10 protein-coding genes are annotated in these 11,972 nt (G+C 72.1%); 4 read left to right on the forward strand and 6 right to left on the reverse strand.

Features of this window, described 5'->3' with window-relative positions; all coding sequences use genetic code 11:
* Nucleotides 1-45: 45 nt before the first annotated feature.
* From AC5677_RS13655 to iolC, 6 genes are all read right to left on the reverse strand, one after another.
* Nucleotides 46-1,188 (reverse strand): hypothetical protein, encoded by a 1,143-nt coding sequence (locus AC5677_RS13655; RefSeq protein WP_497195308.1) that lies wholly within the window; start codon nucleotides 1,186-1,188, stop codon nucleotides 46-48.
* 143 nt (nucleotides 1,189-1,331) lie between these two features.
* Entirely contained in the window at nucleotides 1,332-2,825 is a 1,494-nt protein-coding gene (locus AC5677_RS13660) for a CoA-acylating methylmalonate-semialdehyde dehydrogenase (protein ID WP_497195309.1), read from the reverse strand.
* Nucleotides 2,826-2,862: 37 nt separating this feature from the next.
* Nucleotides 2,863-4,746 carry a 3D-(3,5/4)-trihydroxycyclohexane-1,2-dione acylhydrolase (decyclizing) gene (gene iolD, locus AC5677_RS13665; RefSeq protein ID WP_497195310.1) on the reverse strand — a complete coding sequence of 628 codons (1,884 nt, stop codon included), beginning with the start codon at nucleotides 4,744-4,746 and terminating at the stop codon, nucleotides 2,863-2,865.
* The gene (iolB, locus tag AC5677_RS13670; RefSeq protein ID WP_497195311.1) at nucleotides 4,743-5,690 is read right to left on the reverse strand and encodes a 5-deoxy-glucuronate isomerase; all 948 of its coding nucleotides are present in this window, start codon (nucleotides 5,688-5,690) and stop codon (nucleotides 4,743-4,745) included. Before iolB ends, iolD begins: the two co-directional genes overlap by 4 nt.
* Nucleotides 5,691-5,748: 58 nt before the next feature.
* A complete protein-coding gene (locus AC5677_RS13675) occupies nucleotides 5,749-6,636 on the reverse strand; it encodes a Cgl0159 family (beta/alpha)8-fold protein (RefSeq protein WP_497195312.1) in 888 nt (295 codons plus the stop codon).
* Between the two features lie 68 nt (nucleotides 6,637-6,704).
* The gene (gene iolC, locus AC5677_RS13680) at nucleotides 6,705-7,700 is read right to left on the reverse strand and encodes a 5-dehydro-2-deoxygluconokinase (RefSeq protein WP_497195313.1); all 996 of its coding nucleotides are present in this window, start codon (nucleotides 7,698-7,700) and stop codon (nucleotides 6,705-6,707) included.
* A gap of 412 nt (nucleotides 7,701-8,112) precedes the next feature.
* Here iolC and AC5677_RS13685 point away from each other — a divergent pair, with 412 nt between their 5' ends.
* From AC5677_RS13685 to AC5677_RS13700, 4 genes are all read left to right on the forward strand, one after another.
* Complete coding sequence (locus tag AC5677_RS13685; RefSeq protein WP_497195314.1) at nucleotides 8,113-9,033, forward strand: sugar phosphate isomerase/epimerase family protein; 921 nt, start codon at nucleotides 8,113-8,115, stop codon at nucleotides 9,031-9,033.
* Nucleotides 9,034-9,089: 56 nt separating this feature from the next.
* Nucleotides 9,090-10,121 (forward strand): Gfo/Idh/MocA family protein, encoded by a 1,032-nt coding sequence (locus AC5677_RS13690; RefSeq protein ID WP_497195315.1) that lies wholly within the window; start codon nucleotides 9,090-9,092, stop codon nucleotides 10,119-10,121.
* Between the two features lie 2 nt (nucleotides 10,122-10,123).
* Nucleotides 10,124-11,533 carry a sugar porter family MFS transporter gene (locus AC5677_RS13695; protein WP_497195316.1) on the forward strand — a complete coding sequence of 470 codons (1,410 nt, stop codon included), beginning with the start codon at nucleotides 10,124-10,126 and terminating at the stop codon, nucleotides 11,531-11,533.
* Nucleotides 11,534-11,763: 230 nt separating this feature from the next.
* Nucleotides 11,764-11,967: a helix-turn-helix transcriptional regulator gene (locus AC5677_RS13700; RefSeq protein WP_497195317.1), complete on the forward strand. Its 204-nt coding sequence runs from the start codon at nucleotides 11,764-11,766 to the stop codon at nucleotides 11,965-11,967.
* Nucleotides 11,968-11,972: the final 5 nt, after the last annotated feature.

Raw genomic sequence — 11,972 nt, forward strand, 5'->3', positions numbered from 1 at the left:
GGTACGGGCCCCGTGCGCCGGGCGAGGCGATCGGCCTCGGGCGGCTCAGAACTGCGGCGGGCCGAAGCCTCCCTGGGGCGGCGGGCCCTGGGGCGGCGGCGGCATCGGCGGGGCCTGCTGCGGCATCGGCGGGCCGGGCGGCGGGGCCATGGGCGGACCGGGCGGCTGCCAGCCGGCCGGGGGCGGGCCCTGGGGGCCGGGCGGTACGAAGCCGGGGGCGGCGAACTGCGGGGCCGGGGCGGGCGGGTACCAGGCGGGTGCGACGGGCTCGCCGCGGCCCAGGACGGCGAGCAGGAGCAGCGAGCCGATCAGGTCCAGCAGGACCTGGATGGTGCTGAGCAGGGCCATGCCCGGCATCGGGCCGCTGAGTTCGAACAGCGCATCGTGACTGATCAACGCGATCAGCGTCAGTACGGCGCCGGGCAGCAGCACGATGCCCAGGCCGATGCCGAGACCGCGGGCCGCGCCGCCCCGCATCAGGCAGTTGAGGCCGGCCACGGCGGTCAGCAGGAGGAAGACCACCGACTGCCAGCCGCCGGCCATCTGCGTGAGAGAGGAGAGCGCGCCCCGGCCGAGGTAGAGCGGGGTCAGGCTGTCGCTGCCGAACTGCACCAGCACGTAGATGTGCCAGATGAGGTAGCACAGCGCCATTGCGGCGAGCACCAGGCCGCCGACCACGCCCGCCGCCTTGACGGGGCGCTTGGGCGGGTCGCTGGGCTTCTGCCGGGGCCAGCCGCGCATCCCGCTCAGCAGCACGATCCCGGCGATGACGGCGAACAGGATCAGCCCCAGGCTGCCGACGAAAACGCCCTCGAACGTCGGCGTGGTGTTGTCGGCGTTCGCGAACCAGCGGTCGTCGCTGGTGTGCTGGCCGGTGCTGATGAGGGTCTGCAGGGCGGTCGCGAAGGTGAGCGTGGTGGCGACGGCGAGCAGTCCGCCGGCCGACCGCTGCCCGGCGAAGGCCGCGAAGACCGCCGTCAGTTCCAGGACGGCGAGGCCGAGCTGGACGGGGTTGGTGACCTGGTCCTTGCCGACGGGGGCCTTACCGGTCCAGGCGTTCCAGAGGCCGTCGATGCCGAACTCGCCGATGTCGACGGCCAGCCAGTACGCGGTCCAGAGGAAGAACAGCAGGCAGAAGACTCCGCCGGCGATGCGGGCGCCCTTGGCGAGCGCCATGGGTTGCTGCATGTGGTTCCCCCGCGGATGTCGGTGCTCTGCCAAGGGAGCACGGTAGCAACGCGTGCCTCCGCGGTCTTCCCCCCGGTCGGCGGACGCGCGGACCCCCTGCCGGTGAGGGCCGGCAGGGGGTCCGGGCGGGGCCGGGCGGTCCGTCAGTGGTTGCTGGGGAAGCCCAGGTTGATGCCGCCGTCGGACGGGTCCGGCCAGCGGGTGGTGACGACCTTGCCGCGGGTGTAGAAGTGCACGCCGTCGTTGCCGTAGATGTGGTGGTCGCCGAAGAGCGAGTCCTTCCAGCCGCCGAAGGAGTGGTAGCCGACGGGGACCGGGATCGGGACGTTGACGCCGACCATGCCGGCCTCGACCTCCAGCTGGAAGCGGCGGGCCGCGCCGCCGTCCCGGGTGAAGATCGCGGTGCCGTTGCCCCACGGCGAGTTGTTCATCAGGGCGATGGCCTCGTCGTAGGTGTCGACGCGGACCACGGACAGCACCGGGCCGAAGATCTCGTCGCGGTAGGCGTCCATCTCGGGCGTGACGTTGTCCAGCAGGGAAACGCCGATCCAGTGGCCGTCCTCGTAGCCCTCGACGGTGTAGCCCGTGCCGTCGATGACGACATCGGCACCCTGGGCCGCGGCGCCGGAGACGTACGAGGCGACCTTGTCGCGGTGGACCTTGGTGATCAGCGGGCCCATCTCGGAGGCCGGGTCGTCGCCGGGGCCGATGCGCAGCTTGTCGGCGCGCTCCTTGATCTTGCCGATCAGCGGGTCGGCGGTGTCACCGACGGCGACGACGACGGAGATCGCCATGCAGCGCTCGCCCGCGGAGCCGTACGCGGCGTTGATCGCGGAGTCCGCGGCCAGGTCGAGGTCGGCGTCCGGGAGGACCAGCATGTGGTTCTTGGCGCCGCCCAGCGCCTGGACACGCTTGCCGTTGGCGGTGCCGGTGGTGTGGATGTACTTGGCGATCGGGGTGGAGCCGACGAAGGAGACGGCGGCGATGTCCGGGTGCGCCAGGATGGCGTCGACGGCCACCTTGTCGCCGTTGACGATGTTCAGCACGCCATCGGGCAGGCCCGCCTCGGCGGCCAGCTCGGCCAGCTTGAAGGCGGCGCTGGGCACCTTCTCGCTCGGCTTGAGGACGAAGGTGTTGCCGCAGGCGATGGCCAGCGGGAACATCCACATCGGCACCATGGCGGGGAAGTTGAACGGCGTGATGCCGGCGACGACTCCGAGGGACTGGCGGATGGCGGCCACGTCCACCCGCGTCGACACCTGGGTGGACAGCTCGCCCTTGAGCTTCTCCGGGATGCCGCAGGCCAGCTCGACGATCTCCAGACCGCGGGCGACCTCACCGAGCGCGTCGGAGTGCACCTTGCCGTGCTCGGCGGTGATCAGGGCGGCGATCTCGTCGCGGTGCGCGTCGATCAGCTCGCGGTACTTGAACAGCACCGAGGTGCGCTTGGCCAGGGAGCTGGTGCCCCAGCTCTGGAACGCTTCCTTGGCGGCCGTGACCGCGGCATCGACCTCGTCCACGGAGGCGAAGGCGACCTGCTTCTCCTGGGCGCCGGTGGCCGGGTTGTAGACCGGACCGTAGTTGCCGGAAACGCCCTCGACGGCCTTGCCGCCGATCCAGTGGTTGATGGTCTTCATGGGGAGGGCCTTTCGTACGTGAAGCGGCGAGCGGATGTCAGAGGTGACGACGGCGGCCGGCGGCGTGACGGTCGTACGCCGCGCGGGCGGCGACCGCCGCCGGACGCGTCGCGGTCTCGGCAACGGGTACATCCCACCAGGCCTGGGCCTCGGGCGCGCCCGGCACAGTGTCGGCCGTTTCGGTCTCGACATAGACACATGTGGGCCGGTTCGCGCCACGCGCCTCGGCCAGCGCAGCGCGTAGTTCGGCGACCGTGGCGGCGCGGATGACGTGCATGCCGAGCGAGGCGGCATTGGCGGCCAGATCCACGGGCAGCGGCGCGCCGGTGTAGGTCCGGTCGTCGGCCCTGTAGCGGTACGCCGTGCCGAAGCGCTCGCCGCCCGTCGCCTCCGACAGGCCGCCGATGGAGGCATAGCCATGGTTCTGGATGAGGACGACATTGATGGGGATGCCCTCCTGGACCGCGGTGACGATCTCGGTGGGGTTCATCAGATATGTACCGTCACCGACGAGCGCCCACACCGGGCGGTCCGGAGCGGCGAGCCGGACGCCGATGGCGGCGGGGATCTCATAGCCCATGCAGGAGTAGCCGTATTCGAGGTGATACTGCCGGCGGGACCGGGCACGCCAGAGTTTGTGCAGGTCACCGGGGAGGGACCCGGCGGCGTTGATCACGATGTCGGTGTCGTCGACGAGGGCGTCCAGGGCGCCGAGGACCTGCGTCTGGGACGGCCGTACGGAGGCGTCCGCGGCGCCGTACGCCGCATCGACGCGCCGCTCCCATGCCGCCTTCGCCGCGCCGTAGGCCGCTTCGTACTCCTTCTCGACGCGGTGTCCGGAAAGCGCCCCGGCGAGGGCCTCGAGTCCGGTGCGGGCGTCGGCGACCAGGGGGGTGGCGCCGAGCTTGTGGGAGTCGAAGGAGGCGATGTTGAGGTTGAGGAAGCGGACCCCGGGGTCGGCGAAGAGGGTGGCGGAGGCGGTGGTGAAGTCGGTGTAGCGGGTGCCGACGCCGATGACCAGATCGGCCTCGCGGGCCAGGGTGTCGGCGGTGGCCGTGCCGGTGTGGCCGATGCCGCCGATGTCGGCGGGGTGGTCGTGGCGCAGTGAGCCCTTGCCGGCCTGGGTGGAGGCGACGGGGATGCCGGTGGCGTCGGCGAAAGCGCGCAGCGCGTCCTCGGCCTGGCTGTGGTGGACGCCGCCGCCCGCGATCAGCAGGGGGCGGCGGGCCGTGCGGATGGCGTGCACCGCCTCGGCGAGGGCGCCGGTGTCGGGGGCGGGCCGGGCGACCCGCCAGACCCGGTCGGCGAAGAACTCCTCCGGCCAGTCGTACGCCTCGGCCTGGACGTCCTGCGGCAGGGCGAGGGTGACCGCGCCGGTCTCCACCGGGTCGGCGAGGACCCGCATGGCCTGGAGGGCGGCGGGGATCAGCGCCTCGGGGCGGGTGACCCGGTCGAAGTAGCGGGAGACCGGGCGCAGCGCGTCGTTGACGGACACATCGCCCGCGGAGGGGACTTCGAGCTGCTGGAGGACGGGGTCGGCGGGGCGGGTCGCGAAGCTGTCGCCGGGCAGCAGCAGGACCGGCAGGCGGTTGATCGTGGCGAGGGCGGCGCCGGTGACGAGGTTGGTGGCGCCGGGCCCGATGGAGGTCGTGACGGCCTGTGCGGAGAGCCGGTCGCACTGGCGGGCGTAGCCCACGGCGGCGTGCACCATGGCCTGTTCGTTGCGCCCCTGGAGGTAGGGCAGCGCGTCGCCGGATTCGAGGAGGGCCTGGCCGATACCGGCGACGTTGCCGTGGCCGAAGATGCCCCAGCAGGAGTGGATCAGCCGCTGCCGGCGGCCGTCCCGCTCCGTGTACTGGTGGGCGAGGAACTCGACCAGGGCCTGCGCGACCGTGCGGCGGCGGGTCGTCGGAGCGTTCATCGGGCGTCTCCTGCGGGTGCTTCGTAGAGGGGGAGGCGGGGGTCGACGGGCTGGTCGGGCCAGGTGTCGCGGATCCAGCCGTGGTCGGGGTGGTCGCAGATCAGCCATTCGCGCGTCTCGCCGGGCCCGGCCATGACGTTGAGGTAGTACATGGCGTGTCCGGGGGCGGCGATGGAGGGGCCGTGCCAGCCGTCGGGGATCAGGACGGCGTCACCGCTGCGGACCTCGGCGAGGACGTCCGTGCCGCGGCCGTGGCCCGAGGGTGTGACGCGCTGATAGCCGACACCCTCCTTGCCGTGCGCGGTCGCGATCTCGTAGTAGTAGATCTCCTCGAGCTCCGACTCCTGCCCCGGGCGGCATTCATCGTGTTTGTGCGGCGGATAGGAGGACCAGTTGCCGCCGGGTGTGAGCACTTCCACCGCGATCAGCCGGTCGCAGGCGAACGTCCCCGCGGCGCCGAAGTTGTTGACCTGGCGGGAGCAGTTGCCGGTGCCGCGCAGTTCCACGGGGACGGCCGAGGCGGGACCGTAGCGTGCCGGCAGGCGGCGTGTGCAGCGGGCGCCGGTGAGCGCGAAACGGCCGCCCGCCCCACTGGCGATCCGCACCTGTGCGTCGCGGGGCACATACGCGAAGTCCGTGACGCCGCTGAACACGCTCCGGCGGCCGGTCAGTTCGAAGGTCTCGGCCGTGTCCGTGGCGACCGCGCAGCCGCCGGACAGCGGCAGCACGATCCACTCGCTGTCGCCGGTGGCGAAGGAGTGCCGGCCGCCGGGCGGCAGTTCCAGGATCCGCAGCGAGGAATAGCCCCAGCCGGCCCGCTGCGGATCGACGTCCAGGGCGTACGGGCCGTTGGCCGCGCGCCCCGCCGCGAGATGGAATTCCGTGGCACCCGGGCGGGCCGGGCGGTCCGTCGTCTCCGCGTCATCCGTGCACTCGTCGCTCATGACTGCAAGTCTCCTCCTCGCCACTGACAGTTACCTCGATTCCGGCCCTGACCAGCCGTTACAGCAGTCCGACGGCGGTGTCGACGGCCGCCGCCACATCCCCGTCGGCCGGGTAGAGCAGCGAGCGGCCCACGACCAGCCCCTGCACGGTCGGCAGCCGCAGCGCCTTGCGCCACTTCTCGTACGCGGCCTCCTGGTCCTGCACGGTGCGGCCGATGTCGCCGCCCAGCAGGACGGTGGGCAGCGTCGAGGTCTCGCAGACCCGGGCCATCGCTTCGGGGTCGTCGGTGACCGGGAGCTTGAGCCAGGTGTAGGCGGAGGTGCCGCCGAGGCCGGAGGCGATGGCGACGGACTTGGTGACCGCCTCGGGGCTCAGGTCGTTGCGGACCGCGCCGTCGATCCGGTGGGAGAGGAACGGCTCGACGAAGGTGGGCAGTTCGCGCGCGGCCATCGCGTCGATGGCGCGGGCGGTGGACTCCAGGGTGGTCAGCGAGCCGGGGTCGCTGTAGTCGATGCGCAGCAGCAGCTTGCCGGCGTCGAAGCGGAGCCGGGCGAGGTCCTCGGGGCGGTGTCCGGTGAACCGGTCGTCCATCTCGAACGAGGCGCCCGCGATACCGCCGCGGTTCATCGACCCCATCACGACCTTGCCTTCGAGGGCGCCGAGGAGCAGCAGGTCCTCGAGGATGTCGGCGGTGCCGAGGACGCCGTCCACGCCGGGCCGCGAGAGCGCGAGGACGAGGCGTTCGAGCAGGTCGAGGCGGTTGGCCATGGCGAGCTGCCGGTCGCCGACGGCGAGCGCGCCACGGGCGGGGTGGTCGGCGGCGACGATCATCAGCCGGCCGCTGTCGCCGAGGAGCGGGCGGCGGGCGCGGCGGGCGGCGGCCTCGGCGACGGCTTCGGGGTGCCGGGCCCGCAGCGCCGGGAGGTCGCTGATCCGAGGGGTCAAGGCTCAACTCACCTTCTTGAGTGCACAGGTGGGACAGGGTGGCCGCGGGGCGGGCGCGGCCGTGGGGGTCATCTCCCGGCGAGGAACGCGTCGACCTCGTCGGCCGTCGGCATCGCGGAGGAGCAGGCGAGGCGGGAGGCGACGATGGCGCCGGCCGCATTGGCGTAGCGCATCATCGGCTCCAGGTCCCAGCCGGCCAGCAGGCCGTGGCAGAGCGCGCCGCCGAAGGAGTCGCCGGCGCCCAGGCCGTTGACGACCTCGACGGGGGTGGGCGGGACCTCGGCGGTGCGGCCGTCGCGGTGCGCGGCCAGCACGCCCTTGGGTCCCTGCTTGATGACGGCCAGCTCCACGCCCTTGTCCAGCAGCGCCCGGGCGCAGGCCTTGGGGTCGCGCAGCCCGGTGGCGACCTCGGCCTCGTCGAGATTGCCGACCGCCACGGTGACGTGCCGCAGGGCGGCTTCGTAGTACGGGCGGGCGGCGGCCATCGCCGCGGCGCCGCGCGCGCCGCCGTCCCCGGAGGCGCCGCCCTCGCCGCCCCAGAACATCGGCCGCCAGTCGAGGTCGAAGACGGTGTGGCCGCCCGCCCCGGCGCGTGCCTCCAGCGCGGCGAGGGTGGCGCCGCGGCTGGGCTCCTCGCACAGTCCGGTACCGGTGATCCAGAAGATCCGGGCCGCCGCGATGGCGTCCAGGTCCAGCTCCTCGGGGTGCATGACCAGGTCGGGGGCCTTGGGGCGACGGTAGAAGTAGAGCGGGAAGTCGTCCGGCGGGAAGATCTCGCAGAAGGTGACGGGCGTCGGGTAGGCCGCCACCGGGCTCACCCACCGGTCGTCCACACCGAAGTCGCGCAGCGCCTGGTGGACGTAGTCGCCGAACGGGTCGCGCCCGGTACGACTGATGACGGCGCTGCGGCGGCCGAGGCGGGCGGCGGCGACCGCGACGTTGGTGGCCGAGCCGCCCAGGAACTTCCCGAAGGTCTCCACCTGGGCCAGCGGCACGCCGGTCTGCAGCGGATAGATGTCGACCCCGATGCGGCCCATCGTGATCAGGTCGTACGGCTCGGTCATGAGCGCCCCTTCGGGTCGGCCGGCGCGGCGGGTTGGGCGGTCGGGCTCTGAGGAAAGGTCTAACGGTGCGCATCAGACCCTGTCAACAATTTGTCCTTACATTCTGACGTCGAGGAGCAAGATGGCCGGGATCAGGACCGGAGCCAGGGAGCGGCGACCGCCGAGCAGCATGCGGACGGACCGGAACCCGCCAACGGGAGGGAGGAACGAGGAGCCGGCCGGGGCGCGGGCCCCACCGGAACACGCGCCCGGCGCGCGCCCCCGGCTTACCTCCGGGGCCACAAAGTCCTTAAGTCCTTATGTCAGGACGAAGTCTTGACACTCCTGGGGACGCCAGAGAGGCTGTGCCCCACACCCCCGACCACCCCAGCGCCTCCCGGTCACCGCCGACCGGCGAGAGGAGAGCCGCAGCATGTCCACACCCCGTGCCGCCTCGCCCGTCCTGGACCGCATCCGCGTCGGTTCCGCCCCCGACTCCTGGGGCGTCTGGTTCCCCGACGACGACCAGCAGGTCCCCTGGCAGCGCTTCCTGGACGAGGTCTCCGAGGCCGGCTACGACTGGATCGAACTCGGCCCGTACGGCTACCTGCCCACCGACCCCGCCGTCCTCCGCGACGAGATCGCCCGGCGCGCCCTCAGCGTCTCGGCCGGCACGATCTTCACCTCGCTCCACCACGGCCCCGAGGTCTGGGACAGGACCTGGGCGCATGTCAGCGAGGTCGCCACCCTCACCCGGGCGATGGACGCGAAGCACCTCGTCGTCATCCCCTCCTTCTGGCGGGACGACAAGACCGCCGAGGAGCTGGAGCCGCGCGAACTGACCCCGGAGCAGTGGAAGCACCTGACCACCGGCATGCAGCGGCTGGGCAAGCGGGTACGGGACGAATTCGGCCTCGACATCGTCGTGCACCCGCATGCCGACACCCACATCGACACCGAGGAACACGTCGCACGCTTCCTGGACGGCACCGACTCCGACCTGGTCAACCTCTGTCTGGACACCGGCCATTACGCGTACTGCGGGGGCGACAGCGTCAAGCTGATCCGCACCTACGGCGAGCGGATCGGCTACCTCCACCTCAAGCAGGTGGACCCGGACATCCTCGCCGACGTCGTCGCCAAGGGCACGCCCTTCGGGCCGGCCGTCCAACAGGGCGTGATGTGCGAGCCGCCGCTCGGCGTGCCCGCGCTGCCGCCCGTCCTGGAGGCCGCCCAGGAACTCGACGTCGACCTCTTCGCCATCGTCGAGCAGGACATGTACCCCTGCCCGCCCGACCGGCCCTTCCCGATCGCCGAGCGCACCCGGCGCTTTCTGCGCTCCTGCGGCGCCTGAGCCGCGACCCGCCCCTTCCGCGAAACACCCGAAGCCCGTGAGAACTCGAGGACGACATGACGGACGACACGACTTCGCACACCACCCTGGGCGTGGCGGTCATCGGCACCGGCCGGATGGGCGCCGACCACGTACGCCGCATCAATGAGGTGATCAGCGGCGCCCGGGTGGCGGCCGTGGCCGACCTCGACGCCGACCGGGCCAAACATCTCGCCGACGGCATCGAGGGGTGTACCGCCTACACCGACCCCGCCGCCGCCATGGCCGACCCCGCGGTGGACGCCGTGCTGATCGCCTCCCCCGGCCCGGCCCATGAGGCGGCGCTGCTCGACGCCTTCGCCCGCGATCTGCCCGTCCTGTGCGAGAAGCCGCTGACCCCGGACCCGGACTCCGCGCTGCGGGTCGTCCGGGCCGAACAGGCGCTGGGCCACCGCCGCGTCCAGGTGGGCTTCATGCGCCGTTACGACGCCGACTACCGCGCCCTCAAGTCCCTCCTGGACAAGGGGACATACGGCCGCCCGCTGATGCTGCACAACAAGCACCGCAACGCCGACACCCCGCCCGGCTTCACCAACGCGATGATGATCCACGACTCCGTGGTGCACGAGATCGATGTGACCCGCTGGCTCCTGGACGACGAGATCAGCGCGGTGCGCGTGATGCGCCCGACGCCCTCCGGCAACGCCCCCGAAGGGCTCGGCGACCCGCAGCTGATCCTCTTCGAGACGGCCGGCGGCCAGGTCGTCGACACCGAACTCTTCGTCAACTGCGGCTTCGGCTACCAGGTCAGCTGCGAGGCGGTCTGCGAGAGCGGCACCGCCAGGATCGGCGACGACCACGGTGTGTTCACCAACACCGCGGGCCACTGGGGCGGCACCATCACCCCCGGCTTCGTGGAACGCTTCGAGGAGGCGTACGACCGGCAGGTGCAGCGGTGGGTCAACGCCACCCGCCGCGGCGAGGTCGAGGGACCCAGCTGCTGGGACGGCTATGCGGCGGCCGCGGTGTGCGCGGCGGGCGTGCGCGCCCAGGAGACCGGCGAGCGCGTGCCCGTGGAGCTCGTCGAACGGCCGGAGCTGTACCGCTGACGATGACGACCCCGACCCGCCAGGTGGCGTCCGCCGGGGCGCGCACCGGCGCCCCGGCCCGCAACGCCCAGCGCTTCCTCGTCGGCATCGCCGCCATAGCCGCCCTCGGCGGCGCCCTCTTCGGCTACGACACCGGAGTCGTCTCCGGCGCCCTCCCCTTCATGCAGCGCCACTTCGGCCTCAGCTCCCTGGGCGAGGGCCTCATCACCAGCGCGCTGCTGATCGGCGCCGCCTTCGGCTCGCTGGCCGGCGGCCGGATGTCCGATGCGCTCGGGCGGCGCACCTCCCTGCTGTGGGCGGGCGCGGTGTTCCTCGGCGGGGCGCTGGCCGTTGCGCTCGCCCCCACCGTGACCGTCATGGCCGCGGCCCGCTTCGTCCTCGGTCTCGCCGTCGGCAGCGCCTCGGTCATCACCCCGCTGTATCTGTCGGAGATCGCACCGCCGGGCATCCGCGGCCGGCTGGTCTCCTTCAACTCCCTGATGATCGTCGGCGGCCAGCTGCTCGCCTACCTCGTCAACGCCGTCCTCGCGCACTGGGAGGCCTGGCGCTGGATGCTGGGCCTGGCCGCGCTGCCCGCGGTGGCCCTGTTCGCCGGTCTGTTCTTCCTGCCGGACACCCCCCGCTGGTACATCGGCCAGGGCCGGCGCGACCGGGCGGCCGAGGTGCTGCGCCGTACGCTGCCCGCCGACGACATCGCCGCCGAACTGGTCCGTATCGAACGGGCCCGCAACCTGGAGACCGATGCCCGGCGGGGCGCCTGGCAGGAACTGCGCACCCCCTGGGTGCGGCGGCTCCTCCTGGTGGGCGTCGGGCTGGCGATCGTCCAGCAGATCACCGGCGTCAATGCCGTCATCTACTTCGCGCCCAAGATCCTCGCCGCCACCGGCCTCGGCACCAACGCCGCGATCACCGCCACCATCGCCGTCGGCGCGATCTCCGTACTCGCCACCGCGATCGGCATGTCCCTGATCGACCGGGTGGGCCGCCGCCCCCTGCTGATCACCGGCCTGGCCGGCATGGCGCTGGCGCTCGCGCTGCTCGGCGCGGCCTTCCGGCTCCCGCCTTCCCCCGCCGTCAGCTGGCTCGTCCTCGCCCTGATGATCCTCTACATGGCCTTCATGCAGGCCACCTTGAACACCGGCGTCTGGCTGCTGCTCGCCGAGATGTTCCCGCTGAAGGTACGCGGACTGGCCATGGGCAGCGCGGTGTTCATGATGTGGCTGGTCAACTTCGCGGTCGCGCTGGCCTTCCCGGTGCTGCTCGACGCGGTCGGCGCGGGCACCACGTTCTGGTGCTTCGGGGCGCTGTGCGTACTGTCCCTGCTCTTCTGCAAGCGGTACGCGCCGGAGACCAAGGGGCTGGCCCTGGAGGACCTGGAGGAGGAGCTGCGGAAGGCCGCGACGGCCCGCTGACCTTGTGCCGCACCACACGTGCGCCCCACCACACCCGTGTCACAGGCGTTCCGCCACCGTCACGGCTGTCACCGTTCCGCAGGTCTTCCGTCACAGCCGTTCAACAGCCCCTCCCCGCCGCTCACCGAGCGTCGTTGACCGGGCACAGGCTGAGTGTTCTTCACGCCGTACGCAGCCCCTCGCCGGCTTCCGGGCCGACCCTGCACACGGCGCCAAGGAGGTGCGCAGAGATGACCGACCGAAGGCTCTGGTCGTACAAGGAGATCGCCGCACATATCCAGGTGCAGCCGGACACCGTGCGCTCGTACCGCAAGCACGGACTGCTGCCGGAACCGGATCTGGTGGAGGGCGGCAAGCCCTACTGGTTCGCCGATACGGTCAGAGCCTGGGTGGCGCGCCGGCCCGGCCACCGGGGACGACGCGAACGGGCGTAGTGAAC

The sequence above is a fragment of the Streptomyces sp. JLSY215 genome (assembly GCF_059682825.1).

Coding starts and splice junctions, on each gene's coding strand:
- AC5677_RS13695 (WP_497195316.1), top strand. CDS start 10,124: ATGACGACCCCGACCCGCCAGGTGGCGTCCGCCGGGGCGCGCACCGGC.
- AC5677_RS13700 (WP_497195317.1), top strand. CDS start 11,764: ATGACCGACCGAAGGCTCTGGTCGTACAAGGAGATCGCCGCACATATC.
- iolB (WP_497195311.1), bottom strand. CDS start 5,690: ATGAGCGACGAGTGCACGGATGACGCGGAGACGACGGACCGCCCGGCC.
- AC5677_RS13685 (WP_497195314.1), top strand. CDS start 8,113: ATGTCCACACCCCGTGCCGCCTCGCCCGTCCTGGACCGCATCCGCGTC.
- AC5677_RS13655 (WP_497195308.1), bottom strand. CDS start 1,188: ATGCAGCAACCCATGGCGCTCGCCAAGGGCGCCCGCATCGCCGGCGGA.
- iolC (WP_497195313.1), bottom strand. CDS start 7,700: ATGACCGAGCCGTACGACCTGATCACGATGGGCCGCATCGGGGTCGAC.
- AC5677_RS13690 (WP_497195315.1), top strand. CDS start 9,090: ATGACGGACGACACGACTTCGCACACCACCCTGGGCGTGGCGGTCATC.
- AC5677_RS13660 (WP_497195309.1), bottom strand. CDS start 2,825: ATGAAGACCATCAACCACTGGATCGGCGGCAAGGCCGTCGAGGGCGTT.
- iolD (WP_497195310.1), bottom strand. CDS start 4,746: ATGAACGCTCCGACGACCCGCCGCCGCACGGTCGCGCAGGCCCTGGTC.